The 26,870-nt window shown below is 73.6% G+C and carries 16 protein-coding genes; 13 read left to right on the plus strand and 3 right to left on the minus strand.

Annotated features, from left to right (window positions below; all coding sequences use genetic code 11):
• The 4 genes from ABZ851_RS05475 to ABZ851_RS05490 all read left to right on the plus strand — a co-directional run bounded on the left by ABZ851_RS05475 (position 1) and on the right by ABZ851_RS05490 (position 6,510).
• Positions 1-1,494 carry a CoA-acylating methylmalonate-semialdehyde dehydrogenase gene (locus tag ABZ851_RS05475; RefSeq protein WP_361122497.1) on the plus strand — a complete coding sequence of 498 codons (1,494 nt, stop codon included), beginning with the start codon at positions 1-3 and terminating at the stop codon, positions 1,492-1,494.
• 118 nt (positions 1,495-1,612) lie between these two features.
• Positions 1,613-2,761: a hypothetical protein gene (locus tag ABZ851_RS05480; protein ID WP_361122500.1), complete on the plus strand. Its 1,149-nt coding sequence runs from the start codon at positions 1,613-1,615 to the stop codon at positions 2,759-2,761.
• A 189-nt stretch (positions 2,762-2,950) separates the two neighbouring features.
• Positions 2,951-5,653, plus strand: coding sequence for an alpha/beta fold hydrolase (locus ABZ851_RS05485; protein ID WP_361122503.1), 2,703 nt, complete (start codon positions 2,951-2,953; stop codon positions 5,651-5,653).
• Complete coding sequence (locus ABZ851_RS05490; RefSeq protein WP_361122506.1) at positions 5,650-6,510, plus strand: ABC transporter permease; 861 nt, start codon at positions 5,650-5,652, stop codon at positions 6,508-6,510. The genes ABZ851_RS05485 and ABZ851_RS05490 overlap by 4 nt, the downstream gene beginning before the upstream one ends.
• 106 nt (positions 6,511-6,616) lie before the next feature.
• Here the strand turns inward: ABZ851_RS05490 and ABZ851_RS05495 are convergent, their stop codons facing one another.
• On the minus strand, positions 6,617-7,636 hold the full coding sequence (locus ABZ851_RS05495; RefSeq protein ID WP_361122509.1) for an alpha/beta hydrolase-fold protein: 1,020 nt from the start codon (positions 7,634-7,636) through the stop codon (positions 6,617-6,619).
• A gap of 266 nt (positions 7,637-7,902) precedes the next feature.
• Here ABZ851_RS05495 and ABZ851_RS05500 point away from each other — a divergent pair, with 266 nt between their 5' ends.
• The 3 genes from ABZ851_RS05500 to ABZ851_RS05510 all read left to right on the plus strand — a co-directional run bounded on the left by ABZ851_RS05500 (position 7,903) and on the right by ABZ851_RS05510 (position 12,563).
• Positions 7,903-10,017, plus strand: coding sequence for an FUSC family protein (locus ABZ851_RS05500; RefSeq protein WP_361122512.1), 2,115 nt, complete (start codon positions 7,903-7,905; stop codon positions 10,015-10,017).
• Between the two features lie 141 nt (positions 10,018-10,158).
• Complete coding sequence (locus ABZ851_RS05505; RefSeq protein WP_361122515.1) at positions 10,159-11,238, plus strand: rod shape-determining protein; 1,080 nt, start codon at positions 10,159-10,161, stop codon at positions 11,236-11,238.
• Positions 11,239-11,480: 242 nt separating this feature from the next.
• On the plus strand, positions 11,481-12,563 hold the full coding sequence (locus ABZ851_RS05510; RefSeq protein WP_361122518.1) for an alpha/beta hydrolase: 1,083 nt from the start codon (positions 11,481-11,483) through the stop codon (positions 12,561-12,563).
• A 23-nt stretch (positions 12,564-12,586) separates the two neighbouring features.
• On the opposite strand, the gene ABZ851_RS05515 is transcribed toward ABZ851_RS05510, so the two are convergent.
• The gene (locus ABZ851_RS05515; protein WP_361122521.1) at positions 12,587-13,372 is read right to left on the minus strand and encodes a TetR/AcrR family transcriptional regulator; all 786 of its coding nucleotides are present in this window, start codon (positions 13,370-13,372) and stop codon (positions 12,587-12,589) included.
• A gap of 100 nt (positions 13,373-13,472) precedes the next feature.
• On the opposite strand from ABZ851_RS05515, the gene ABZ851_RS05520 reads away from it, so the two are divergent.
• A complete protein-coding gene (locus ABZ851_RS05520) occupies positions 13,473-14,861 on the plus strand; it encodes an FAD-dependent monooxygenase (RefSeq protein WP_361122524.1) in 1,389 nt (462 codons plus the stop codon).
• Positions 14,862-15,199: 338 nt separating this feature from the next.
• Positions 15,200-16,012: an IPT/TIG domain-containing protein gene (locus ABZ851_RS05525; protein WP_361122527.1), complete on the plus strand. Its 813-nt coding sequence runs from the start codon at positions 15,200-15,202 to the stop codon at positions 16,010-16,012.
• A 131-nt stretch (positions 16,013-16,143) separates the two neighbouring features.
• Here ABZ851_RS05525 and ABZ851_RS05530 read toward each other — a convergent pair whose 3' ends face one another.
• On the minus strand, positions 16,144-17,193 hold the full coding sequence (locus ABZ851_RS05530) for a tyrosine-type recombinase/integrase (protein ID WP_361122530.1): 1,050 nt from the start codon (positions 17,191-17,193) through the stop codon (positions 16,144-16,146).
• Positions 17,194-18,035: 842 nt separating this feature from the next.
• On the opposite strand from ABZ851_RS05530, the gene ABZ851_RS05535 reads away from it, so the two are divergent.
• From ABZ851_RS05535 to ABZ851_RS05550, 4 genes are all read left to right on the plus strand, one after another.
• Positions 18,036-18,524, plus strand: coding sequence for a hypothetical protein (locus ABZ851_RS05535; protein ID WP_361122533.1), 489 nt, complete (start codon positions 18,036-18,038; stop codon positions 18,522-18,524).
• A 179-nt stretch (positions 18,525-18,703) separates the two neighbouring features.
• Complete coding sequence (locus ABZ851_RS05540; protein WP_336052319.1) at positions 18,704-18,910, plus strand: DUF5988 family protein; 207 nt, start codon at positions 18,704-18,706, stop codon at positions 18,908-18,910.
• 130 nt (positions 18,911-19,040) lie between these two features.
• Complete coding sequence (locus ABZ851_RS05545) at positions 19,041-20,324, plus strand: beta-ketoacyl synthase N-terminal-like domain-containing protein (RefSeq protein WP_361123738.1); 1,284 nt, start codon at positions 19,041-19,043, stop codon at positions 20,322-20,324.
• Between the two features lie 36 nt (positions 20,325-20,360).
• A complete protein-coding gene (locus tag ABZ851_RS05550) occupies positions 20,361-26,711 on the plus strand; it encodes a type I polyketide synthase (RefSeq protein WP_361122537.1) in 6,351 nt (2,116 codons plus the stop codon).
• The last annotated feature ends 159 nt before the right edge of the window (positions 26,712-26,870 follow it).

Raw genomic sequence — 26,870 nt, forward strand, 5'->3', positions numbered from 1 at the left:
ATGAAGACCCTCAGCCACTGGATCGGCGGTAAGCCCGTCGAGGGCGTCTCCGGCAACTTCGGTCCGGTCTACAACCCGGCCACCGGTGCCCAGGAGAAGCAGGTCGCCTTCGCCTCGGCCGACGAGGTCGACGCCGCGGTGAGCGCGGCCAAGGAAGCCTTCCGGACCTGGGGCAGCAGCTCCCTGGCCAAGCGCACCTCGGTGCTGTTCAAGTACCGCGAGCTGGTCGACGCGCATCGCGAGGAGATCGCCCGGCTGATCACCGCCGAGCACGGCAAGGTGCACTCCGACGCGCTCGGCGAGGTCGCCCGCGGTCTGGAGATCATCGAGCTGGCCTGCGGCATCCCCGAGAAGCTGAAGGGCGAGCTGTCCACGCAGGTCTCCACCCGGGTGGATGTGGCGGCGATCCGCCAGTCGCTCGGTGTGGTCGCCGGCATCACGCCGTTCAACTTCCCGGCGATGGTGCCGATGTGGATGTTCCCGATCGCCGTCGCCTGCGGTAACACCTTCGTCCTCAAGCCGAGCGAGAAGGTGCCCAGTGCCGCGTTCAAGCTCGCCGAGCTGGCCGCCGAGGCGGGGCTGCCCGACGGGGTGCTGAACGTCGTCAACGGCGACAAGGTGGCCGTCGACGCCATCCTGGAGCACCCGGACATCGCCGCGGTCTCCTTCGTCGGCTCCACCCCCATCGCCCGCTACATCCACACCACCGGTACCGCCAACGGCAAGCGCGTCCAGGCGCTGGGCGGCGCCAAGAACCACATGCTGGTCCTGCCGGACGCCGACCTCGACCTGGCCGCCGACTCCGCGATCAACGCGGCGTACGGCTCGGCCGGGGAGCGCTGCATGGCGATCTCCGTCGTGGTGGCCGTCGGCGAGACCGCGGACCCGCTGATCGGCAAGATCAAGGAGCGCGCGGACAAGCTGCGGATCGGCCCCGGCGACGACCCGGCCTCCGAGATGGGCCCGCTGATCACCAAGGCCCACCGCGACAAGGTCGCCTCGTACGTCTCCGGCGCCGCGGCCCAGGGCGCGGACGTCGTGATCGACGGCACCGGCTACACCGTCGAGGGCTACGAGGACGGCCACTGGGTCGGGGTGTCCCTGCTGGACCACGTCACGCCCGGGATGGACGCCTACCGTGACGAGATCTTCGGCCCGGTGCTGTCCGTGGTCCGCGTCGAGACCTACGACGAGGCCATCGCGCTGATGAACAACTCGCCGTGGGGCAACGGCACCGCGATCTTCACCCGGGACGGCGGCGCGGCCCGCCGCTTCCAGATGGAGGTCGAGGCCGGCATGGTCGGCGTGAACGTGCCGATCCCGGTGCCGGTGGGCTACCACTCCTTCGGCGGCTGGAAGGACTCGCTCTTCGGCGACCACCACATCTACGGCAACGACGGGGTGCACTTCTACACCCGCGGCAAGGTCGTCACCACCCGCTGGCCCGACCCGTCCGACGGCGGTATCAACCTGGGCTTCCCCAGCAACCACTGAGGGACGTTCCGACGGACGTTCCGACGGACCCCCTGCCGGCCCCCACCGGTAGGGGGTCCGTCATATCGGCGTTGCTACCGTGCTCCCTCGCCGCGCATCGACACAACCGGGGGACGAAATGCCGCAATCCATGGCGCTCGCCAAGGGCGCCCGTATCACCGGCGGAGTTTTCTGCCTGTTGTTCTTCCTGTTCACGGCCTACTGGCTGGCCGCGGACGTCAGCGAGTTCGGCCTCGACGGCCTGTGGCAGGCCTGGGCCCGGCAACGTGCCGGCCTGAACCAGGCCACCACGCCCTTCCACCTCGGCCTCGCCGCGGTCCAGTTGGCGGCGGCGCTCGCGGCCTTCGCCGGGCGGCGGGTGGCCGGCGGACTGCTGGCCGTCGCCACCACGGTCACCTTCGCCACCGCGACGCAGGCCGCCCTCAGCACCGGCCTGCACACCAGCGACAACCGCTGGTACCTGCACGCCGACATCGACGCCGCGCCTTTCGAAAGCGTCTTCCTCAGCAGCGTGTGCCTGTTCCTGCTGGCCTTCGCCGCCTGCGTCGTGCTGCTCGCCGGTATGCGCGCCTGGCCGCGCCGTACCCCCACGGACCCGCCGAAGCGCCCGGCGCGGACGGCCGGCCCGGCGGCCGGTGCGCTGCTCGGCGTGATGGTGCTGTGGAACCTGGTCTGGCAGGTCTACATGCTGGTGCAGGGCGGCACCGGCACCCTCGACATGTTCTACCTCGGCAAGGGCATCCTCAGCGCGCTGCTGAGCATGGCTCCCGGCTGGTCCGCCCTGGTCTTCCTCGTACTGACCGCGGTGGCCGCGCTGAGCAGCCTGACGCGCGGCCCGGCGGCCCGCGGGCTGGCCTCCGGGCTGGCGGTCGTGGCGCTGCCCGGCGCCCTGGTGACGGTGATCGCGCTGGCCGGCCACGGCACCCTCTTCGAGATGAGTGCTTCCACGCCGGGCCTGAGCGTCATCGGGGACATCGGGCTGCTGCTCGACCTGTTCGGCTCGGCGGCGCTGCTCGCCTTGACGGTCCGTGGCGAGCCGGTCGCCCCCGCCTGGTTCGCGCCGGCACCGGGCCTGCAGTTCGCCGCGCCGGGTTCTGTGCCGCCGGCCGGACCGCAGGCCCCGCCGCCCGGCCCGCCGGCCTGGCAGCCGCCCGCCGGCCCGGTGCCCCCGGTCAGCGGTCCGCCGCTGCCGCCGCCCGGTGCCCCGCCGATGCCGCCGGGCACCCCGCCGGCCCCGCAGGGCGGGTTCGGGCCGCCGCAGTACTGACGGGCGGACGGCGCGCCTCTTCCACGGGGCCACAGCCACGGGGCCGCAGCCACGGGGCCGCAGTCACGGGGCCGCAGTCACGGGGCCGCAGCCGCGGTACGAAGGCGCGAACCCTACTCCCCGGGCAGGCCGCGGGGGCCGGCCCGGGGTACCGGCCGCCCGCAGCGGCCCCTACCTAGGATTCACGGTATGGATCTGCGAGGCCTCAGACCGCGCGGCCGGCGCCGGTACGCCGCCGCGGCCGCGCTGGCCGTCCTCATGGGAGGCGGCACCTGGGCGGCGGCCGCCCCCTCGGACGCCGCGCCCGCCGTCCACCGCGCGGACCGGGTGATGACGATGCCGGACCGGCCGGGCAGCAAGAAGGAGGTGCGGATCGACACCTCCTTCTTCACCGCGGGGAGCGCCGCGCGGCGGCGGCCCGCCGTCCTGCTCGCCCACGGCTTCGGCGCCACCAAGGACACCCTCCGCCCCCAGGCCGAGAAGCTGGCCCGGGACGGCTACGCCGTCCTGACCTGGTCGGCGCGCGGCTTCGGCAGGTCCACCGGCAAGATCGGGCTCAACGACCCGCACGGCGAGGTCGCCGACGTCCGCCGGCTGATCGACTGGCTGGCCCGGCGCCCCGAAGTCCGGCTCGACAAGGCCGGCGACCCCCGGGTGGGCGTCGCCGGCGGCTCCTACGGCGGCGCGATCTCGCTGCTGGCGGCCGGCTACGACCGGCGCGTCGACGCCATCGCCCCGCAGATCACCTACTGGAACCTCGCCGACGCCCTCTTCCCCCACGGGGTCTTCAAGAAGCTGTGGGCGGGCATCTTCTTCACCACCGGCCCCGCGGGCACCACCGGCTCACCGACCGCCGCGCCCTCGGCACCCGGCGGCTGCGTCCGGTTCGAGCCGGAGCTGTGCCGGACGTACGAGCGGGTCGCCGAGAAGGGCAGACCGGACGAGGCGGCCCGCCGGCTCCTGGAGTCCCGCAGCCCCGCCGCCGTCGGCGACCGCATCAAGGTGCCGACGCTGATCATGCAGGGCCAGACCGATTCGCTGTTCCCGCTCGGCCAGGCCGACGCCCTGCAGCGGGCGATCCGCAAGAACGGCGCCCCGGTCGGCGTCGACTGGATCGCCGGCGGGCACGACGGCGGCGACCGGGAGCTCGGCCGCCTGGAGGCCCGTACCAAGGACTGGTTCGACCGCTATCTGAAGGGCGAGCGGCACGCCGCCACCGGGCCCGCGTTCCGGATCAGCCGCACCGGGGGAGTGGACTCCACCAACGGCGCGGTGCGGCTGCGCGGTGCGAGCGGGGGCAGCTACCCCGGCCTGGAGAACGATCCCCGGCGGGTCCGCCTCGCGGGCCGCCCCCAGGCCTTCAGCAACCCGGCCGGCGCCGGACCGCCCGCGATCTCCGCGGTGCCCGGTGTCGGCGCGCTCGGCAACCTCTCCTCGCTGGGCGCCGGCGGGCTGTCCGTGGACTTCCCCGGCCAGTACGCCGTCTTCGCCTCGGCGCCGCTGCGCACCCCCCTCCACCTCACCGGCAGCCCCACCGCCACCGTCCACGTGCGGTCCAGCTCCCGGGACGCGGTGTTCTTCGCCAAGGTCTACGACGTCGCCCCGGACGGCCGCCGCCAGGTCCTGCCCTCCCAGCTGGTCACGCCCTACCGCATCAAGGACGCCCACGACGGCAAGGCCGTGCGGCTGCACCTGCCCGCCGTCGACCACGAACTCGCGGCCGGCCACCGCCTGCGGCTGGTGCTCGCCGCCACCGACCTCGGCTATGCCTCACCGGCCGAACCCGCCACTTACCACGTCTCGCTGCAGGGCGGCGCCCTGAACGTCCCCACCGCGCCCCGGGTGCGCAGCGCGGCCGCCCCGCTGCCCGCCTGGACCTGGCAGCTGCCCGCCGCGGCCGCGGCGGTGGCCGCGCTGCTGCTGCTCACCGCCCGCCGCAAGGCCGCGGTGCCCGCCCCCGATCCGGCGCTCGCCGAGGTCCCGCTGCAGATCAGCGGCCTGAGCAAGCGCTACGCCAAGTCCGCGGCGGGATATGCCGTCCAGGATCTGAGCCTGCGTGCCGAGAAGGGGCAGGTGCTCGGCCTGCTGGGGCCCAACGGCGCCGGCAAGACCACCACCCTGCGCATGCTGATGGGGCTGATCAGGCCCGACGAGGGGGAGATCCGGGTCTTCGGGCACGCCGTCCGGCCGGGCGCCGGGGTGCTGTCCCGGGTCGGGGCGTTCGTCGAGGGTGCCGGTTTCCTGCCGCATCTGTCCGGCCGCGCCAACCTGGAGCTGTACTGGCAGGCCACCGGCCGGCCCACCGCCGACGCGCACCTCGACGAGGCACTGGAGATCGCCGGCCTCGGCGACGCCCTGCAGCGCGCCGTCCGCACCTACTCCCAGGGCATGCGGCAGCGGCTCGCGATCGCCCAGGCCATGCTCGGGCTGCCGGATCTGCTGATCCTCGACGAGCCGACCAACGGGCTCGACCCGCCGCAGATCCGTGCGATGCGCGAGGTGCTGATCCGCTACGCCGCTGCCGGACGCACCATCATCGTCTCCAGCCATCTGCTGTCCGAGGTCGAACAGAGCTGTACGCACCTGGTCGTGATGGACCGCGGGCGGCTGGTGCGGTCCGGCCCGGTCGCCGAGATCACCGGCTCCGGTGACACCGTGCTGGTCGGCGCCGCGGAAGCGGTCGGCGACGCCGTGGTGGAGAAGGTGGCCGCGCTGCCGGGGGTGGTCTCGGCGGTGCGCGCGGAGGGGGGCCTGCTCGTGCGGCTGGGCGGCGGCCTGACCACCACCGGGCTGCTCACCGAACTGCTCCGGCTGGAGGTCGCGGTGGACCGCATCGGCCCGCACCGCCGCCTGGAGGACGCCTTCCTCACCCTGATCGGAGGTGACCGATGACCGCGCACGCCACGGCGCGGGCGCCGGGCTACCGTCCGCGCCGCACCCTCCCGCTGCGCGTCGAGGCCCGCCGCCAGCTGCGGCGGCGCCGCACCCTGGTGATCGCCGCCGTCCTGACGCTGCTGCCGTTCGTGCTGGTGGCGGCGTTCGCGATCGGCGGTGACCCGCACGGCCGCGGCAACGGCCGGATCACCCTGATGGACACCGCCACCGCCTCCGGCGCCAACTTCGCCGCCACCGCCCTGTTCGTCTCCGCGGGCTTTGTGCTGGTGGTCCCGGTGGCCCTGTTCTGCGGTGACACGGTCGCGTCCGAGGCGAGCTGGTCCTCGCTGCGTTATCTGCTGGCCGCGCCGGTCCCACGGGCCCGGCTGCTGCTGAGCAAGCTCACCGTCGGGCTGCTGTTCAGCGCCGCCGCGATGCTGCTGCTGCCGCTGGTGGCGCTGGGCGTGGGCACCGCGGCGTACGGCTGGGGCCCGCTGCAACTGCCCGCCGGCGGCGCGCTGTCCGCGCCGGAGGCGCTGTGGCACCTGGCGGTCGTGGTCGGCTACCTCTTCGTCAGCCAGCTGGTCACCGCGGCCCTGGCGTTCTGGCTCTCGACGGTGACCGACGCGCCGCTGGGCGCGGTCGGCGGCGCCGTCGGGCTGACCATCGTCGGCAATGTCCTCGACCAGGTCACCGCCCTGGGCAGCTGGCGCGAGGCGCTGCCCGCCCACTGGCAGTACTCCTGGGCGGACGCGCTGCAGCCCGGGTGGGAATGGTCCGGGATGATCCAGGGCTCGGCGGTCTCGGTGGCGTATGCGCTGGTGCTGTGCGCGCTGGCGTTCCGGGGGTTCGCGCGCAAGGACGTGGTGTCGTGACGACGGGGTGAGTCGTGACGACCGTGTGAGGGGATGGCGCGGCGGGGGCGTGACGCCGGGCCGGGCGGTGGGGGACGCGGCTCCCGCACCGCCCGTGGCGGCCGCGTCAGGCGGTCGGCCCCTGCATGCGGGCACTGACCCAGCGCATGGTGCCCTCGCCCAGCCCCTGCACATACGTCTCGGCGCTGTGCGTGCCGCCCGGCACGATCTGCAGCCGGGTGTGCACCGGCCCGTGCCCGTAGCGCGCGATGAACTTCCGCACCTTCGGCAGCACCGTGTGCTCCTGGGAGCCGTCCTGGAAGGCGAGGCAGACCGGCGGTCCGCCGCGCGCGATCAGCCGGCGGGCCAGCACCTCCGGGTTGTTCTCCCGCTCCGCCTCGGCGTGGCCGTTCCACAGCGGCGAGTCGGGCACGATGTCCGGCCCGTTGGGTATCGCCACCTTGAAGGTCTCCGGGTGCTGGAGCACGTTCTTCAGGGCCGCGAACCCGCCCGAGGACGAGCCCATGATGGCCCAGGCGTCGCGGGTCTTGAGGGTGCGGAAGTTCTGCCGTACGAGATCGGGCACGTCCTGGCTGAGCCAGGTGCCGATCTTCGGCCGGCCCGGTATGTCACTGCCGTCGTAGTACTGCTTGTCATTGGGGTTGAGCACCGGCATGACGACGATGAAGGGCAGGCTGGTGCCGTTCTTGGACCACCGGGCCAGGTTCTCCTCCAGTTTGAGGTCGGAGCCGATCCAGTAGTTGACGGGGAAGCCGTACGCGCCGGGCAGCGCCTCCATCACCGGGAAGCCCTTGTGCGCGTTCCGCTTCTCGTAGTACTCCGGCGGTGCCCACACCCACACCTTCCCGGTGAAGCCCGACTTGGGGCCGTGCAGGGTGGTCACGCCGATCGGGGTGTTCTCGCCGGCCCCGCCGACCCGGCTCTCCTCCTCGAAGCTGATCGGACGCGTGGGCCACTGCACCAGCGACCGCTTTCCCGGGGGCGTGGCATGCAGTGCGGCGCCCGACTTGGGGGCGCCGAACCGCAGGGGAGAGGCCTGGGTGGCGCCGCTGCCGCAGCCGGACGTACCGACGAGGACGGTCAGGGTGATCAGCGTGATCACCGCGGGGAACAGGGCTTTGCGCACGGGGCCTTCTCCTTGCCGACGTCCGGGAACTGTCCCCGGCTGGCCAGCAAGAGGGGGCGGTGCGGGTCCGGGTTTCCCTTGCGGGGTGTCGGTTTGCTCGCACCGCCCCGCGGAATCCGGGCATCCCCTTCGTGACCTGGGGCGCTTTACGCAGGCAGGGAGGCTGGTTTACCGGGATTTTCCCGGCCGGCGGGCGGCGGGACGCGGGGCACCACACCCGCTCCCCGTGGCCCGGAACGTCCGTCTTGGGCCCGTATCCTCTCGCTATGACCTGGTCGCGTGCGCTCAAGGAGGCGGCTCGTTCGGGGCTGACCATCGAGCGGACCAAGCTCACCCCGTTGATCGCCCTCCGCGGCGCGGCCGGCGTCGCCCTCGTCATCGGCCTGTGCCTGTGGCGCGGCGACCCGACGCTGGCGGTCTCCTCCGCCTTCGGCGCGTACGCCTCCGGGATCGTCACCTTCCAGCGCAGCATGCGGCCGCGCCCGGTGCTCGCGCTCGCGGTCGCCGGCGCGCTGGCCCTGTCCACCTTCCTCGGCTATCTGGCCGCGGCCCGGCTCGTCTCCTTCGTCCTGCTGCTGGCCGGCTGGACCCTGCTGGCCGGGATGGCCTGGGCGATCGGGCCGGTCGCCGGGCTGATCGGCACCCAGACCGTGGCGATCATGCTGGTCACCGTCACCCTGCCGACGTCCGTCCTCGGCGCGCTGGAACACGCCGCCCTGATGTTCTTCGGCGGTCTGGTCCAGGCGGCTCTCATCGTGGTGCTCCCGGTCCGGCCCTGGGGCGTCCAGCGGGACGCGCTCGCCGACGCGCTGGCCGACGAGGCGGACTACGCCCGGCGGCTGCGGCACGACCCGGTCGCCCCGTTCGACCCGTCGCCCCTGATGGACGCCCGGCTCGCCTCCGCCATCACTCCCCGTCAGGCCCGGCGCCGCCCCGTACAGCTGCACGGTCCCCGGGGGCTTGCCGAACGCGTCCGGCCGGTCCTCGCCTCCCTCGCCGACCCGGTCGTGGGCGCCCCCCTGGAAGGGCCCGAACGCGACCGGGCCCGGGATCTGCTGGGCGCCGCGGCCACCGTCCTGGACGCCGTCGCCCACGCGGTACGGCACGCCCGGCCGGTCCGGCTGCCCCCGGAGGCGATGGCCGTCCTCGAAGTGCCCGCCACCGGCCCGATGCTCCACGGGGCCGCCCGGCGCTCCGCCTACCGGCTGATCTCGCTGCTCGCCGACGCCGTCGAGCTCACCGACGAACCGGTCCGCTCCACCCGCCCCACCACCGAGGCCGAGCGCGGCCATCTGCTGCGCCCCAGCGTCCCCCGGCTGGTGCCCGGCGCGCTGCGCTCCCTGCACCGCGAGGCCCGCTGGTCCTCGCACGTCCTGCGGCACGCCCTGCGGGTCTGTGCGGTCGCCACCGCCGGCTATCTGCTGGGCACCGCGCTCCCGTTCGGCCACGGCTACTGGGCGCCGCTGGCCTCGGTCATGGTGATGCGCCCCGACTTCGCCCAGACCTACTCCCGCGGTGTCGCCCGTTTCATCGGCACCCTCGTCGGGGTCACCGTCGCGGGCGCGCTGATGGCCCTGGCGCATCCGGGCAGCTATGTCAGCGGCGGGCTCGCCGTGGTGAGCGTGGGGCTGATGTACCTGCTGATGCGCACGGGCTTCTCGGTGACCTCGGCCTGCGGAGCCGCGTATGTGGTCTTCCTGCTCGGCCTCGCCGGGGCGGGCTGGGAGCAGACCGTCCAGGAACGCGTGGTGCTCACCCTCCTGGGCGGGCTGCTGGCGATGCTGTCGTACGCGCTGTTCCCCGCCTGGGAGACCCCCAAGCTCCGCGACCGGCTCGCTGCGTGGCTGGAGGCCAACGGCCGCTACGCCCTTGCCGTGTTCGACCTCTACGCCACGCCCGCCGAACGCCGCCCCCGGCAGATCCGCGACGCCCTGCTGGACTCCCGTGCGGCCCGTGCGGCCTGGGAGGAGAGCGAGGCCCGTGCCGAGAAGGAACCCGTGCGCCACCGCGGACTGTCCCCCGCCTCGGCGAAGGCGGCCGGCGCCGCGCTCGCCACGATGGGCCGGGTCACCATGATCCTGGAGGTCCACCTCCCCGAACGCGATGCCGCGGCCTCCCCCGGTGCCACCGCCTTCGCCTTCGAACTGCGCGCCTGCCTGGAGGAGGCCACGCGCGCGGTGCGGGAGCGGGACGAACTGAACTGGAGCGGGCTGCGGGACGTATGGGAGAGGTGGGACGCGGAGGACGAGAGCCGTGGTGTCGCCCTGCGCGTCGCGGACCTGCAGCTCGACGCCCTCGACGACCTGGCGGAGGCGCTGTCGCGGGAACCGCGCACGGACGACGGGACGGACCAGGACGCCCCGGACGGCGGCAGTCGGTGAGAGTGAGGTGAGGGAACCATTCCGGGCCCCCGGTAGTCTTATTGATTGCCCGCAATGAACGCCATTGCTCGCCCATGGGGTTGTCTGCGGCGCAATGCCCCAGGATCCCTACTCCCTCGCGAGAGAGCACACGAACCCCCCATGGCGTCCAGCACTTCGTCCGGAACGTACGACATAGGCATCGACCTCGGCACCGCCAACACCCTGGTGTACGCCCGCGGCAAGGGCGTGGTGCTGAACGAACCGTCCGTCGTCGCGGTCAACGCCGCCGGCGAGGTGATCGCCGTGGGCGCGGACGCCAAGCGGACCATCGGCCGTACGCCCTCCGGGATCACCGCGATGCGCCCCCTGCGGGACGGTGTCATCGCCGACTTCGACGCCGCCGAGCGGATGCTGCGCGCCCTGATGAAGAAGGCCCTGCCCAGCCGCCGGCTCTCCCGGCCGCGGGTGGTCATCTGCGTCCCCTCCGGCGTCACCGGCGTCGAACGGCGCGCGGTCATCGACTCCGCCCGGGGGGCCGGGGCCCGCGAAGTGCACCTCATCGAGGAGCCGATGGCCGCCGCGATCGGCGCCGGCCTCCCCGTGGACGAGCCGGTCGGCTGCATGGTGGTGGACATCGGCGGCGGGACGACCGAGGTCGCCGTCATCTCCATGGGCGGCCTGGTCACCGCACAGTCCGTACGGGTCGCCGGCGACGCCCTGGACGCCGCCGTCGCCGCCCACATCAAGAAGCAGCACTCCCTCGCCATCGGCGAGCGCACCGCCGAGGACATCAAGATCGCGATCGGCTCGGCGGTCTGGACGCCGGTCGACATCGACGAGGACGGCGCACCCGACCGCCCCTTCTCCTACACGGTCCGCGGCCGCGACCACATCAGCGGCCTGCCCCGGGTCCAGGAGATCAGCGAGGAGGAGATCCGCGACGCGCTGGCCGAACCGGTCGAGGCGATCGTCCGCGCCGTTCACCGCACCCTCGACGAATGCCCCCCGGAGCTCTCCGGCGACATCGTCGAGCGCGGTATCGCCCTGACCGGCGGCGGCGCCCTGCTCCGCGGCCTGGACCACCGGCTGCGCGAGGAGATGGGCGTGCCCGTGACGGTCGCCGACGATCCCCTGGACTGCGTGGTCAACGGCACCGCGAAGTGCGTCGACGAATTCGCCAGCCTGCACGGCGTGTTGACGGGCGCCAAGGAACAACCGCGGCGGACGGTGCGGTTGTAGGGAGCGGCCGAGGGCCGGTCTTCACACGTCCCGGACGGTGAAGACCGGCCCGGGGCGCGGGGCCCGCGTCCGGCCGGTTTGCCGTCCCGGCAAGTTGCCTTGCGCGCGGTGGCGCACCGCGATGATGGTGGGGGAGCGGTCGCGGGGACCGCGGGCCGCGCCGGACCGGGGCCCGCGCGCCCGTGGCCGCCGCCCGCAGGCGCCGCCACCACCGGCGCCGCCGCACTCCCCGAGGAGCATGCATGCCGCAGCCCGCCAAGACACCGCCCACGCCGCCCACTTCCCCGGCCGCCCCCATGCCGCAGCCGCCCGCCGGCCCGCTGCCGGCGGCGGCCCACCGTACGGTCGAGGTCCCCGGCGGCCGCATCCACCTCGTGGAGCAGGGCAGCGGCCCCCTCGTCCTGATGGTCCACGGCTTCCCCGAGTCGTGGTACTCCTGGCGCCACCAGCTCCCCGCGCTCGCCGCCGCGGGCTACCGGGCGGTCGCCATCGACGTGCGGGGCTACGGGCGTTCCTCGAAACCCCGTGACGTGGCGGCGTACCGGATGCTCGCCCATGTCGCCGACAACGTGGCGGTGGTGCGCGCCCTCGGTGCCCAGACCGCGACCATCGTGGGCCACGACTGGGGCTCGCCCATCGCCGCCAACACGGCGCTGCTGCGGCCCGACCTCTTCACCGCCGTGGCGCTGCTGAGCGTGCCGTACACGCCCCGCGGCGGGACCCGGCCCACCGAGGGCTTCGCGCGGCTCGGCGGCCCCGGGGAGTTCTACGTCAGCTACTTCCAGGAGCCGGGCCGGGCCGAGGCGGAGATCGAACCCGATGTCCGCGGCTGGATCGCCGGGTTCTACGCGGTGGCCTCGGGCGATGCCGAGCCGCCGTCCGGCGGGGACCACGTCGGAGGGTTCTCGGTCCGGCCGGGCGGCAAACTGTCCGACCGCTTCCCCGCCGGCAACCCCCTGCCCCTGCCCTGGCTCACCGACGCCGATCTCGACTTCTACGCGGGCGAATTCGAGCGGACCGGCCTGACCGGCGGGCTCAACCGCTACCGCAACGTCGACCGGGACTGGGCGGACCTCGCCGCCTGGGACGGGGCGCCGCTGCGGCAGCCGTCCCTGTTCATCGGCGGGGAGCGCGACGCCCCCACCAACTGGATGGCCGACGCCATCAAGGCCTTCCCGCAGACCCTCCCCGGCCTGTCCGCCTCCCACATCCTGGAAGGCTGCGGTCACTGGGTTCAGCAGGAACGCGCCGAGGAGGTCAACCACCTCCTCGTCGACTGGCTGGGATCCCTGCCGGCGAAGCCCGCCGCGCGGCCGGCCTCCTGAGCACCGCCGCGCGGGGCGGCGTCCTACGCGCCGCCCCGCGCCCCGCTCATATAGGCCTCCAGGCCGTCCAGGATCCGCTCCAGGCCGAACTCCCCTGCCCGGTCGCGGGACGCGGTGTCGGTTCCGGCGTCGGCGACGGCCGCGGCGACCGCGGGGAAGCGGTCGGCGCGGCCGGCGAGGAGTTCGTTCAGCGCGGCGCTCATGACCCCTTCCGGGCTCGTGGCCCGCGCGCTGCCCAGCCCCATCGAGGCCGACACCTGGGCGAGGGTCCGGACGTGGCCGTGCACCACGACCACGGCGTCGAGCTGTTCGCCGCCGGTCAGGCCGGTGCCCGCGAGCGCGGCGAGGGCGCACTCGGTCCAGCCGAGTTCGTGGGGGCCCATGACGCGGGGGCCGACGGCCGCGCCCAGCAGCCAGGGGTGCCGGTCGTAGACCGCCGCAAGCGCCGTTGCCCAGGCGCGCAGCGCCGGCCGCCACCCCCCGCGCCCGTCCGGGCCGGGGCCGGCCGGCGCGGCCACGACCGGCGGCTCCCCCATCGCCGTATCGATCATCAGCGCGACCAGTTCGCTCTTCCCCGGCACATAGCGGTACAGGGACATCTTGGTGAAGTCCAGTTCGGCCGCGACCCGTTGCATGGAGACCGCGCCGAGCCCGCCGGCGTCGGCGAGGGCCATCGCCGTACGCGTGATCCGCTCCAGGCTCAGCGCCGGCTTGGGGCCCCGGGTGGGCCGCTCCCGCCCGCCCCACAGCAGCTCGACGCTGCCCGCCTGGTCTCCGAACACGCTGCGCTTGCCGTCGTCTCCCGCCATCCCCGCATCCTAAAACCGTGTCCGGGGTATACAGAACAGTGTCCGTCGGATACAGTTTCTCTCATCGGTACGACGGACCGGATCGACGGGGGAGTGTGCGATGACGCACGACATGACGCACGAGATGACGTACGAAACGGCAACGGGGCGCGAGGGGGCGGCCCGGCCGGAGCGGGACCGGGGGCGGCGACCGGGGCCGCCGGGGCGCTCCGTTCTGATCTCCGGTGCCAGCGTGGCCGGCCCGGCCCTGGCCTACTGGCTCGGCCGCTACGGCTTCCGGCCCACCGTGATCGAGCTGGCACCCGCCCTGCGCGGCGGCGGCTTCGCGGTCGACTTCCGCGGGGCGGCCCAGCTGGCGGTCCTGGAGCGCATGGGCGTCCTGGACGACATCAGGGCCCACAGCACGGGCGGCGGCGACCCCCTCACCTTCATCGACGGGCAGGGGCGTCCGCTGGCCGCGATGCCTCCCGAATTCAGCGGCGGCGAGGTCGAGATACTGCGCTCGGAGCTGTCCCGGATCCTTCACCGGCACAGCCTGACCCCGCCCGGCAGCCGGCGGTCTCCCGGCGCCCACCCCACCCCCGGCAGCCCGCCCGGGGACCCGGCCACACCCGAGTACCTTTTCGGCGACTCCGTCTCCTCCCTCACCGAGACCGCCGACGGCGTCCGTGTCACCTTCGAACGGGGCGCGCCGCGCACCTTCGACCTGGTGATCGGCGCCGACGGCCTGCACTCCACCGTGCGCCGGCTCGCCTTCGGCCCCGAAAAGGACTTCGTCCGGCACCTCGGCTACTACGTCGCCGCCTGGGACCTGCCCGAAGACGCCGGGGACCTGGCCGCCCGCCCGGTCGGCTACGGCGAACCCGGCCGCCTCGCCACCGTCGGCCGCACACCCCGCCGCAGCGGGGAACGGGGGTACGCGGGCGAAGTCTTCTGTGTCTTCGCCTCCGAGGAGGAGCTGATATCCGACCGGCGCGACCCCCGCGCCCGGAAGCAGGCGATAGCCCGGGCCTACGAAGGCGCCGGCTGGCGGACTCCGGAACTCATCGCCACACTCGGGCAGGCCGGTGACGTCTACTTCGACTCCATCAGCCGCGCCGATGTACCGCGATGGTCCACGGGCCGCATCGCGCTCCTCGGGGACGCCGCCCACGGCGCCACGGTCGGCGGCATGGGCACCGGCTCCGCGGTCATCGGCGCCTACGTCCTCGCTGGAGAGCTCGCCCTCGCCGCGGGGGACCACCACACGGCCTTCGCCCGCTACGAACGCCTCCTGCGCCCCTATGTGACCCGGTGCCAGCAAGGCGGCCGCGGCGCCGGGGAGTTCCTGGCCCCGGCCACCCAGGAAGCCCTCGACGCCCGTAACGCCGCCCTGAACTCCCCGGCCGCCGTCGCCGCCATGCTGCAACAGGGCCAGGACCTCTCTGCGGCCCTCACCCTGGACGACTACCCCGCACAGGTCGCCGCCGCGGTCCGCGCCCGGTGGTGAACCTCCCGGCTTCGCGCTGAGCCGAATGGGTGTTCCGGCGTCAACGCGATTGTCCGGTGTCACCTCTTCTGGGTTACTGGTGGTGCCTGGTCGGTGGGCCGTCCATCCCCCTCGGGCTTCCGCGGCCGGCCCACCCTCCAGCCCTCTGCGCTGTGGGGGCCCGGAGGACGGCCGGCAGTACGACGGCCCTGCCGCGCCGCACGGTGCGGCCGGCCGCCGTGCGCCGGGTGGGCCGTCCTCCCCGTACGGCCGGCCGCTGCCAGTGCTCGGGTCCCGGCTCGTGAGCCGTGTCTGTCACGAACGGGCCCGGCAGCGAGCTCACTCAGCAGGAGGACTCCATGTCCACACCCACCATCCAGCCGGCCCTGCCGGCGTTGCCTTTCGGGCCGGTGCTGCTCGGCGTAGTGCCCAATTCGGGGCCGACCACGGGCGGTAACACCGTGCAGCTCGTCGGCCTCGGCCTCGGCGGCGCCACCAGTGTCCTCTTCGGGACGTCGACCGCGACGATCGTCGGGCAGGACCCGCTGGGGCTGACCGTGTCGGTCGTGGCGCCGGCGCACGCCGCGGGTGCCGTGCAGGTCACGGTCACCACCAGTGGCGGTACCAGCAACCCGGCGTCGTACGTGTACGTGGCGCCCGTCCCGCCGACGGCCGCGGTCATCACCCCCAACTCGGGGCCGGTCGCGGGCGGCACCGCGTTCGTCATCGCCGGAACCGGCCTGCAGGGTGCCACCGTCACCATCGGGGGCAACGCCGCGACCGTCGTGGGCACGGACCCCACCGGCGGTGTCCTGTTCGGTGTCACCCCCGCGGGACCCCCCGCAGGAGGCAACGTCCCGGTGGTGGTGACGACCCCGGGCGGCACCGCGACCGTCCCCGGCGGCTACACCTACCTGGCGGCGCCTCCCACGGTCACCGGAACGGTGTCGCCGTCCTCGGCGGCGGCGGGCGCCACCTTCACCATCGTCGGGACCGGGCTCCTCGGAGCGACCGTGCTCTTCGGGGCCGCCCCGGCCACCGGTGTGGTGGTCAACGCGGGCGGCACGTCCCTGACCGGCACCGTCCCGCCGGGCACGGTCGGATCGACGGTGCAGGTGACCGTCCAGACGGCGGCCGGCAGCGCCAACGCCGGGTCGTTCACCTACCTGTGACGGCCCGTCCGGCCGGCTGACGGTCCGGCGCCCGGCCGGTGACGGCGGGCCGCACCCGGCCCGCCCGGACCCGTCCGGACCCGCCTGGACCCGCCTGGACCGCCCGGATCCGTCCGGGCGGCCCGGCGCCGTCACCCGGCGGGGGGACGCCGGAAAGCGGTTCGGCCCCCGCCCGTCGTACGGGCAGGGGCCGAACTCGCCGGTGGCTCCCCATGGCTCTCCCCGGGCCGCACCGTCCCGTCGGGGGGCAGATAGCGCCGGGCGTCCTGCGGGGGGCGCCCGGCGGCGCCGCACAGCAAGGGCAACGGAAGTCCCGCGTCCGCCATCCACGTCAGCCCGGTGTGGCGCAGATCCTGCCGTCGGAGGTATTCATGACCGAGCTCGGCCACCACGTCGTCCCAGCCGGTGGTGTCCCGCAGCACCGCGGCGGTGAACCGGCGCCGGTGCGGACCGGTGAACAGCCGGGCCGTCGGCGTGTGCCGCGCCGCCTCCAGCCGGCCGGCGGCCAACTCCCGCGCGGCGGGGCGCAGCGGCACCACCCGGTGGTGCCGGCCCCGGCAGGCGCGGTCGACCGGGCCCGCCGGCTCGGACACGGTGAAGCGCTGGACCTGCCAGGTCCAGGTGCTCGTATCGATGTCCTGGGCCTGCAGGGCGGACACCTCGCTGAAGCGGGTCCCGGTCCAGGCGGCGAACCTGACGATGTCGCCCCACCCCTGGTAGCCGTCCGAGGACCGCTGGACGAGGGTGGCCGCCAGCCGCTCCAGCGTCTGCACGTCCGGCAGGGCCAGCGCCCTGGGAGTGGTGCGTTCGCTCTGCGCCCGCTGGTACTCCTGCTGCCAGCCGGCCACCCGGGCCGGATTGGCGTCGAGCACCCCGTCCCGCACGGCCTGTTCCAGGACCCGCACGAGCACGGCAAGGCTGTTCTTCACCGTCGACAGGCCGCATTCGTCGGCGATCCAGCAGTGCAGGGCGCGGTTGACGACGCGGCGGGTGACCTTCCGGATCAGGACGTGCCCGATGCTGGGAACGACACGCAACCGCCATCCGGCCTGGTAGGGGGACATGGTCAGGGGCTCCAGGCCGTGCATCGCGGCCGGCCACCGCCGTTCCCCGTAGTCGGTGAGCGACATGGTGTGGGTATCGGCCTCCCGGGGAAACCGGTCCCCGGCGTTATTGTTCATTATCCAATCACCCTTGTCTGCCGGGGAGTTATCCGGCCTCCCGGTACTGATGGCGTGCTGCGCTCTTGAGCCGGGAAAGCGGCCCCCTGGAATCGTGCTGACTTCATGCCGGTGGGGCGGTGGTGAACTGCGGCCCCGGCCCGGAGCGCTTTGACATGCGGTTGGCCGAGGGCGCGGGAACAACCGCCGGCCAAGGCCGGAATAGGGGCCGGACTCGCCGGTGCGGACGGCCCGTAAGACGGTCTCCCCTGACGCTGCCGCCGGCTGCGGAAGAATGGTGAACTCCTCTCCAACAGGGCTATGAAGGAGGGGAGTTGTGTTGCCGGTGAACGTTTGCCGGGGTCGCGGCGACTTCCGGTGCCTCCCGTCATCGTCGGCCGGTTTCCCGCTGCCTAGGGGCAGCAGGTCAGTTGTCGCTGCGCTCCCCATACACGAATGACAAGCGACGCGCTTGCTGCTGTGCACGGTTCTCCTGTGCCACCGGGCAGGAGCAGTGAGCTATCAAACGCTTCATCGGTCATGAGTGGAATAAAGGCATCTCCGCGGGTCATTGCGCAAGTTGGTACGGCTTTGTTCTTTTCGCGCTGCTCCGAACGGGTGGCCTTATCGATTGACTGTTGTAGCCCGGCGAGCCGCATGGATAACTAGTCGCATCCAACCGGTGGGCCGCCCATCCTCTCCGGGGAGCGGCACCTGGCCTACCCGTTGGCCCGGCCCAGCGCCTGGTTGCGGTCAGACCGAGATGCCGTATGGGCGTCCCCGGTAGAGGGTTTTGGATCCGTCAGCCGGTGCCGATACGTCGGCACCGGCTGATCGGCCCCCACATTCGGTGAGGGGGCTTCATGCGAACCATTTCCATCCTTCGCCGGGTCAACGGTCTACGCGCCTTGACCCCGGGCCTCACCGTGACAGCACCGGTATCCGCCCGGTCCGGAACGGCCCTCACGACCCCCGCTCCCGGCGCGGTCCGCACCACCCCAGCTCCCGGCAGGGCACACACCGCCCCCGCCGCTCATGGCCGTGCGAAGTCCCGCAGCGTCCCCGCCCGCAAGGGGAATTCACCGGTCCGCGGCACCGCCCCCACGGCCGCCCGTGGCACGGCCCCCACCACCGCACACGGCGCCGCCCCCACCACCGCACACGGCACCGTACCGCCGTCCGCGAGCGGCACCTCCGGCCACGCCGCCGGCTCCGCGGGAGGCCTTTGCACCCGCATCCGTCCGGTCGTCCCCGTGGCCGCGGCGGTCCGGTGCGGCGCCCCGCACACCGCCGCCGGCCCGGCCGGCGCCCCCCTCCCCGGCTTCCGCCACGAGGCGCAGCCGGCCCGCTGAGACCGGCCGGCCACCCTTCGGCCGCGCCGCCCGGGGCAACGACCCGGCCCCCTTTCCGCAGCCGCCCGGCCCCGGCCGTCCCGGCCGCGCCCCCGTAGCGAGCCGCGCCCGGCTCCCCCGACCGCCCCTCTGAAGCCTGCCCCCCACACACCCACTCCGACAGCACACCGGAGGACAGCATGGCGCAAAGAAAAATGGTGATCCTGGTCGACGGGCCGGAGGGAAATGGCCTGCCGCAGTACGCGCGCGACAATGCGGGCGATCCGATAAGGATCCTGCGCGGCAACGGGTACGAGCGCTTCGAATTCTACGGCGAATACGCGGACTTGGGCGGAGAACCGGTCCCCGTGTACCGCTGGTGTTACCGCACAAGAATCGCCGAATAGGTGCTGTGCGTCCCCGGGAAACAAGCGATGTGCAGAGGAGAACAACCATGTTGAACCTCGTGAGGGACGGAGTTCTGTCGTGAACCGAGAATCCGGTAAAGACGCAAGCGCGAGTGACGGCCGGAATGTCGTGGTGACCGGTGTCGGGTTCTGCCTGCCCGGTCGTACCGAGCCGGTTTTCACCGCCGACGACATGTGGGACGTCGTCTCCAACGGTCAGTCCTGCCTCAAGCGTGACGAGGTGTATTACGGCTCGGTCGAGCTCACCCAGGCGATGTTCGACGAACGCCTCCCGGACGTCCCGCCGTTCTTCTCCCAGCATTACACCCCGGCGCACCGGTTCGGGCTGGTGTCGATGGCGGAAGCCACCACCGATGCCGGGCTGGCTTTCTGTGGCGGCGCGCTGAGTGAAGCCGCCATTCTGGTCGGTCGCGGAGGCGTGGACTCCAATGTCGAAAGCTACCTTTCGGTGCTGAGTGCCGACCCCGGAAAGACCTCCGCGCCGGACGCCATGGAATTGTTCGTCGCGGCCCAGCAAGCCGTGACCCCCTCCGACGTCGCCCTGGTGCAGGCGGCGCTGACCCAGTCCAACGGCCCCTGCTACACCGTCTCGTGCGGCTGCGCCTCCTCCGCCGTACAGATCGGCAACGCCCGGCGGATGATCGCCCAGGGCGAGGTCGACATCGCGGTGGTGACCGGGGTCGACGTCTTCAACGTCCACCTCATCCAGAACATCCAGCGGCTGCTGAGCGGCGCCCAGCAGACCTACGACGCCCTCCGCACGACCGACATGCCCGAACTGCTGCCGTCCTTCACCTCCCTCATGCGGCCCTACGACCGCCGGGCGGACTGCATCAACCACGGCGAGGGCGCGGCCACAGTGATCATGGAGAGCCGGGAACACGCCGCCCGGCGCGGGGCGCACATCTACGGCCAGGTGCTGGCCACCGCCATGACCCGCGACGGGCTGGCCAACCCCCTCGCCTGCGACGAGACCGGCGCGGAACTCGTCACCGCGGTCCGCCGCTGCCTCGGCGACCGCTGGCAGCTGCGCGATGTGCCGTATGTCCACGGCGGCAGCGACGGCAACGTCGTCGTCACCGCCTTCGAGGCGAACGCCATCAAGGAGCTCTACGGAGCCGACAACGACGTCCTGATGACGTCCCAGGAAGGCTGCTTCGGCCACAACGGCGCACCGGCCGGCTGCCTGGGCGTCGCCATGACGCTGATGATGATGGAGCGAGGGCAGGTCTGCCCCACCGCCAACTGCGAGCAGCCGGCTGACGGGCTGCCCTTCGACCCGGTCCCCGGAGTGCGGCCGCGGCCGCTCGACTTCGACTACGCGCTGAGCTTCAACTACCAGGTCGGCGGCGTGAAGAACGCCATTCTCCTCGGCAGTCCGGAAGCCGTGTGACCACGGGCAGATCACCTCCCACGTACGGAGACCCCGATGAGCAACGACATGCACGGCCCGGGCGCCGAGACGCGCCCCACCCATGAGACAGACCGGATCGCCGTGATCGGCATGGGCTGCCGGCTCCCCGGCGACACCGACTCGCCCGCGGCCCTGTGGCGGCTGCTGGTCGAGGAGCGGGACGCGGTGGGCGAACTGCCCGCCGAGCGCCGGCGCCTCGTCCCGGAGGACTCCCCGGGCCCCGGGGGCAGGGCACCGACACCCCGCCAGGGCGGTTTCCTGCGCGAGGTGACGGGCTTTGACGCCGCCTTCTTCGGCGTGGCGGGCCGGGAGGCCGACGTCCTGGACCCCCAGCACCGCCTGCTGCTGGAAGTCACCTGGGAGGCCCTGGAACACGCCGGCCTGCCACCGGACCGGATGAACGGCACCCCCACGGCCGTCTTCGCCGGCATCAGCTACAGCGACTACATGGACCGGCTGGCCGGGCAGCCCCAGGAACTGGAGGGGTCGATCCTGACCAACGGCCACTGTGTGGCCGCCGGCCGGATCTCCTACCTGCTCGGCCTGCAGGGGCCGTGCGTGGCGCTGGACACCGCCTGCTCCTCCTCGCTGGTGGCCGTGCACATGGCACGTCGGGCGCTGATGGCCGGCGAGTGCGACCTCGCGCTCGCCGGCGGCGTCACCCTGAGCTTCCAGCCGCGCATCACCCGGTCCTTCGCCCGGATGGGCATGCTGTCGGAGGGCGGCCGCTGCCGGACGTTCGACGCCGGCGCCGACGGATTCGTACGGGGCGAGGGCTGCGGCGTCGTGGTGCTGAAACGTCTCGCCGACGCTGTACGGGACGGTGACCGGGTCCTGGCGGTGCTGCGCGGCTCGGCCACCAACCAGGACGGCTCCTCCGAAGGGCTGGCCGCCCCGTCGGTCACCGCCCAGACGGCCCTCTACCAGGAGGCCCTGGAACAGGCCGGCGTCGACCCGCGGGACGTGGGCATGGTCGAGGCGCACGGCACGGGCACCCCCGTGGGGGACCCGATCGAGTTCGCCAGCCTCGCCGAGGTCTACGGCAACGGGCCCGGCCGCTGCGCCCTGACCTCGGTGAAGACCAACGTGGGGCATCTGGAACCGGCCGCCGGCATCACCGGACTGATCAAAAGCGTGCTGTGCCTGCAACGCGGCACCATCCCCGCGAACCTGCACTTCCGGCGCTGGAACCCGGCCATCTCCGCGGCCGGCACCCGCTTCTTCGTCCCCACCGAGCTGTCCGCCTGGCCCCTGCGGACCCCCACCCGGCTGGCCGCCGTGTCCTCCTTCGGCTTCTCGGGCACCAACGCCCACGTCCTGCTGGAACAGGCGCCGGAGCGTCCCTCCGCCCGCCGGCAGGACTCCGGACGGCCGGACCGGGGCTCCTGTGACGTCTTCCTGGTGCCGGCCGGCTCTCCCGACGTCCTGCCGGCCGCGGCCACCCGGCTCGCGGACTGGATGGAGGGCGACGGCGCGCACGCCCCGCTGCGCGACCTCGCGCACACCCTGGCCCTGCGGCGCTGCGCGGGCCACGGCCGGCTGGGCGTGGTGGCCTCCGGCCGCCGGGAACTCCTCACGGCCCTGCGGTCCTTCGCGGCTGGGCAGCGGCATCCGGCGGTCGTGACCGGCGCCGTGGGCGCCGCCGTGGCGCGGCAGCCGGTGTGGGTGTTCTCCGGCCAGGGCTCCCAGTGGCCCGGCATGGGCCGCCGGCTGTTGAAGACCGAACCGGCCTTCCTCGACGCGCTGACCGAGGTCGACGAGCTCATCAGCGCGCAGAGCGAGGTCGCCGTCCTCGATGTGGTGCGAGGCGGCCGGCCCGTCCACGGATGCGGCACGGTGCAGCCGGTCCTGTTCGCCCTGCAGATCGCCCTCGCCGCGACCTGGCGCTCGTACGGCGTCGAACCCGCCGCGGTGATCGGGCACTCCATGGGCGAGGTCGCGGCCGCGGTGGTCGCCGGGGCGCTGACCCTGGCCGACGGGGTCCGGGTGATCTGCCGGCGCTCCGGGCTGCTGAGCGATATCGCGGGCTCCGGCAGCATGCTGAGCGTCGGCCTGGACGCCGACACGGTGCGGGCCGAACTCGCCGACAGCGCGGCCGGCACCGTGTCGGTCGCCGTCCTGTCCGCACCCGACTCCACCGTCGTGGCCGGACGCACCACGGAGGTGAGCCGGCTGGCCGCCGCCTGGGAGGCCCGGAAGATCCCGGTCTTCCCGATCGCCGTGGACGTCGCCTCGCACTGCCCGCTGGTGGACCCCGTGCTGCCGGCCCTGCGGTCGGCCCTGGCCGGTCTCGACCCCCGCTCGCCCAAGGTGCCGTTCTACTCGACGGTCGTCGACGCCGGCCGGACGCCGGCCTTCGACGCGGACTACTGGTGCGACAACCTGCGCCGCCCGGTGCGCTTCGCCGAGGCGGTGGCGGCCGCGGCGGCCGACCGGCACCTGGTCTACACCGAGATCTCGCCGCACCCCGTGGTCACCCACTCCATCGAGCGCAGCCTGGCCGGTCTCGTCACCGACCCCGTCGTGCTGCCCACCCTGCGCCGTGAGGAGGACGAGCAGGCCACCTTCCGCACCCAGCTCGCCGCGCTGCACTGCGCCGCGGTGCCGGTGAACTGGCGGCGCCTCTACGACGACGGCAGCCTCGTCGACGCCCCCACCGTCACCTTCGACCGCCGCCACCACTGGGCCGACACCGCTGCCTCCACCGCCCCGTCCGCGGAGACCACGGAAGCCCCCCGGGCGGGGCTGCCCGGCCACCACACCGAATTCCCCGGCGAACCCGTACGGCACTGCTGGCGCGCCGACGCCGGCACCGGGGCGCTGCCCTGGCTCGGGGACCACCGGGTGCACGGCAACGCGGTCCTCCCCGGGGCGGCGCACTGCGGGCTGGCGCTCGCGGCCGCCTGCGAGGTCTTCGGCGCGGCACCGCACGAAGTGGAGGTCACCGACGTCCACTTCACCCAGCTGCTGCGGCTGGGCGAGACCACCGAGGTCTCCACCGCCGTCACCCTGACCGCGCCGGACCGGGCGCACTGCGAAATCCTCGCCCGGAACGAGAACGGCGACTGGGAGGTGCAGGCCGACGCGGTGCTGCACCGGCTGACCGTACGGCCCGAGCTGCGGCCGAGATCCGTCGACGCGATGAGCCTGCGCCACCCGGTGCCCCTGGAACCGGCCGCCCTCTACGACAGCCTGCGGCAGCGCGGCCTGGAGCACGGCCCGGCGTTCACCGGTGTCCACGCGCTGCACACCGGCCGCCACAACGACAGTTTCTGGGCCGGGGTCGGGGTGCCGCCCGAGGCCTGCGCCCCCGACCCCGGCCTGCCGGTCCACCCCGTTCTCCTCGACGTCTGCGCCCAGCTCGCCGTGGCGCCGCTGATCAACGAGGACGACCGGTCACTGGTGCTGCCGGTGAGCGTGCAGGCGGTCCGCATCCTCGGCGACCCCGCGCAGGCCGCGTACTGCCACGCCCACGTCAGCGAGATCACCGCGCAGGCCATCGTGGCCAACGTCCGGCTCCTGGACGAGCGCGGCGCCGTGGTCCTCGTCGTCAACGGCCTGCGCTTCGCCCGGCGGGCCGTCCGCGAGACCCCGGAGGTCGACGACTGGCTGCTCGGCATCGGCTGGCGGTCGGCACCCCGGGCGGCACCGGACGGCGGCCACGCCCCGGGGAGCTGGGTCGTCGTGGGCGAAGCGGACGGCTCGGCCCAGGCGCTGGCCGCCGCGCTGCGCTCGCGCTGCGCGCGCACGGTGGTCTGGGACCGTCCGCTGGACGACACCTCCCTCGCCGCGTTCCGCGACGCCCTCACCGGCCGGCTGTCCGCCACCCTCGAAACCCCGCGCGGGGTGGTGCTGGTGTGCGGACGCGCCGAGGGCGGGGAGCCGACCGTGCAGTCCCTGTGGCGCACCCGCCGGCTGCTCGGCGCGATGCAGGCGATCACCGCCACCTCCTCGGCACCGCGCCTGTACGTCGTCACCCGGGGCGCCCGCAGCGTACTGCCCGACGACGAGGTCGACCTCGGACAGAGCGCGCTGCGCGGCCTGCTGCGGGTCGGCGCGCTGGAACACCCCGAGATCCGGCCGGTGCTGGTGGACGCCGACCCGCACGAGGCCGATCCCGAGGACGTGGCCCTGGAACTGCTGGCCGACGCGGACGACGACGAGGTCGCGCTGCGGGCGGGCCGCCGGCACGTCGCCCGCCTGGAACACGCCGCGCCGAACGGCGGGCAGGACCAGGCCGCCACCCCGTGCACCGTGCGGTACGGCGAGGACGGCTTCCGGCTGCGCGCGAGCCGGCTGGGCGATCTGTCGAGCCTGGAGTACGCCGCCACCGGCCGGCGCGCACCGGCACCCGGCGAGGTCGAGGTGCGGGTCACCGCCGCCGGCCTGAACTTCCGCGACGTGCTCACGGCCATGGGCCTGCTCCCCGGCGACCTGGACGTCCGCTACCGGATCGGATTCGAGTGCTCCGGTGTGGTGAGCGCGGTCGGCGCCGGGGTGGAACGGCCCCAGGTCGGGGACGAGGTGATCGCCGTCGATCTGCGCGGCGGCGCCTTCGGCTCCTTCCTCACCCTCCCCGCCGACGCGGTCGCCCCCATCCCCTTCGGCATCGAACCGGTGGCCGCGGCCGGGCTGCCGATCGCCTTCCTGACCGCCTGGTACGCGCTGCGCTCGGTGGCCCGCCTCGCCGCCGGGGAGCGGGTGCTGATCCACTCCGCCACCGGTGGCACCGGCCTCGCGGCGATCGCGGTGGCCCGGCTGCTGGGCGCGGAGGTGCTGGCCACGGCCGGCAGCGAGGACAAGCGCCGCTATCTGCGGAGCATGGGCATCCGCCACGTCATGGACTCCCGCACGCTGGAGTTCGGCGAGCGCACCCGCGAGGCGACGGGCGGGGAAGGCGTCGACGTCGTCCTCAACTCCCTGTCCGGAGCGGCCATCCGCACCGGCCTGGAGACGCTGCGGCCCTTCGGCCGGTTCGTGGAGCTGGGGGTGCGCGACATCATGGCGGACGCCCCGCTCGGCATGCTGCCGCTGCGGCACAACGTCACCCTGAGCACCGTCGACCTGATCGAACTGCACCGCAACCGCCCCGACACCTTCGCCACGGTGTGGAAGGACGTGCTCGGCGCGTTCGAGGAGGGCCGGCTCAAGCCCCTGCACTGCACGGAGTATCCGCTCGCGGAGGCCACCACGGCCTTCCGCACCATGGCGGCCGCCGACCACATCGGCAAGCTGGTGCTGACCGTGCCCGACGAGGGGGACGCCCCCGCGGTGCTGCCCGAAAGGGACCTGCCCGTGGCGGAGGGCGGCGCCTACATCGTCACCGGCGGACTGCGCGGTCTGGGCCTGGCCACGGCGAAATGGCTGGCCGCACACGGCGCCGGCCATGTGGTGCTCAACGGTCGCAGTGCCCCGGAGCCCGAGGTCGCGCAGACGCTCGCCACGGTGATCGGCAGGACCGCCAAGGTATCGGTGGTCCTGGGCGACATCGCCGATCCGGATGTCGCCCGGCGGCTGGTCTCCACGGCGGTGAGCGAGGGGTTCCGGCTGCGCGGGGTGGTGCACTGCGCCATGGTCCTGGACGACGCCGTGATCACCAACGTGGCCGACGACCAGCTGGAACGGGTCTGGATGCCGAAGGTCGTCGGCGCCTGGCATCTCCACCACGCCACCGAGGACCACGCGTTGGACTGGTTCGCGGCGTTCTCCTCGATGGCCTCCCTGCTGGGCAACCCCGGCCAGGGCTCCTACGCGGCGGCCAACTCCTGGCTCGACGGGTTCGCGGCCTGGCGCTCCGCGCAGGGGCTGCCGACCGTGGCGGTCAACTGGGGCCCGTGGGGCGAGATCGGTGTCGCCACCGACTTCAGCCGCCGCGGCTACCGCACCATCCCCACCGACCACGGCCTGGAGGCGCTGCGGGCGCTGCTGGCCCGCCGGTGGGTGCAGACCGGAGTGATCCCCGGACCGCCGGACACCTGGGTGCCGCCCGCCGGCCGCCATCTCCCGTTCTTCAGCGGGGTGTCCGGCGAGGCACCGGTGGACTCGACCCCGCCGCCCGAGGAGACCGACGACATGCGGGCCCGGCTCACCGCCCTGCCGCCCGGCCTGGCCAGGAGAGCCGCGCTGGAAGAGCATCTGGCGGGCCACGTCCGGGACGTGCTGCGGCTGGGGGAGAGCTCCCTCGACCCGCAGACCCCGCTGAAGTCACTGGGATTCGACTCCCTCCTGGCCATGGAGCTGCGCGTACGCATCGACCGCTCCTTCGCCATCTCCCTGCCGAGGAACTTCGTCTGGGAACACCCGACCCTCGCCGCCCTCGCCGCCGGTATCGCCGAGCACCTGGGCCTGGAACTGACCGCGAACTAGCCCCCTCTGGCCCCTCAGGCCATCGGGGACCGCAGACGCCCGGCGGACCGCACAACGGCCCGCCGGGCGTCGGCGTGCCGGGGCCGGGGCCGGGGCCGGGGCCGGGGTCCGGGGGCTGGGCCGGCCGGGGGCCGGGTGCCGGGGCCGAGCCGGCCCGGG

Source organism: Streptomyces sp. NPDC047049 (genome assembly GCF_040643995.1).
Lineage (GTDB): Bacteria > Actinomycetota > Actinomycetes > Streptomycetales > Streptomycetaceae > Streptomyces > Streptomyces mooreae.

Coding starts and splice junctions, on each gene's coding strand:
- ABZ851_RS05475 (WP_361122497.1), top strand. CDS start 1: ATGAAGACCCTCAGCCACTGGATCGGCGGTAAGCCCGTCGAGGGCGTC.
- ABZ851_RS05480 (WP_361122500.1), top strand. CDS start 1,613: ATGCCGCAATCCATGGCGCTCGCCAAGGGCGCCCGTATCACCGGCGGA.
- ABZ851_RS05485 (WP_361122503.1), top strand. CDS start 2,951: ATGGATCTGCGAGGCCTCAGACCGCGCGGCCGGCGCCGGTACGCCGCC.
- ABZ851_RS05490 (WP_361122506.1), top strand. CDS start 5,650: ATGACCGCGCACGCCACGGCGCGGGCGCCGGGCTACCGTCCGCGCCGC.
- ABZ851_RS05500 (WP_361122512.1), top strand. CDS start 7,903: ATGACCTGGTCGCGTGCGCTCAAGGAGGCGGCTCGTTCGGGGCTGACC.
- ABZ851_RS05505 (WP_361122515.1), top strand. CDS start 10,159: ATGGCGTCCAGCACTTCGTCCGGAACGTACGACATAGGCATCGACCTC.
- ABZ851_RS05510 (WP_361122518.1), top strand. CDS start 11,481: ATGCCGCAGCCCGCCAAGACACCGCCCACGCCGCCCACTTCCCCGGCC.
- ABZ851_RS05515 (WP_361122521.1), bottom strand. CDS start 13,372: ATGGCGGGAGACGACGGCAAGCGCAGCGTGTTCGGAGACCAGGCGGGC.
- ABZ851_RS05520 (WP_361122524.1), top strand. CDS start 13,473: ATGACGCACGACATGACGCACGAGATGACGTACGAAACGGCAACGGGG.
- ABZ851_RS05525 (WP_361122527.1), top strand. CDS start 15,200: ATGTCCACACCCACCATCCAGCCGGCCCTGCCGGCGTTGCCTTTCGGG.
- ABZ851_RS05530 (WP_361122530.1), bottom strand. CDS start 17,193: ATGAACAATAACGCCGGGGACCGGTTTCCCCGGGAGGCCGATACCCAC.
- ABZ851_RS05535 (WP_361122533.1), top strand. CDS start 18,036: ATGCGAACCATTTCCATCCTTCGCCGGGTCAACGGTCTACGCGCCTTG.
- ABZ851_RS05540 (WP_336052319.1), top strand. CDS start 18,704: ATGGCGCAAAGAAAAATGGTGATCCTGGTCGACGGGCCGGAGGGAAAT.
- ABZ851_RS05550 (WP_361122537.1), top strand. CDS start 20,361: ATGAGCAACGACATGCACGGCCCGGGCGCCGAGACGCGCCCCACCCAT.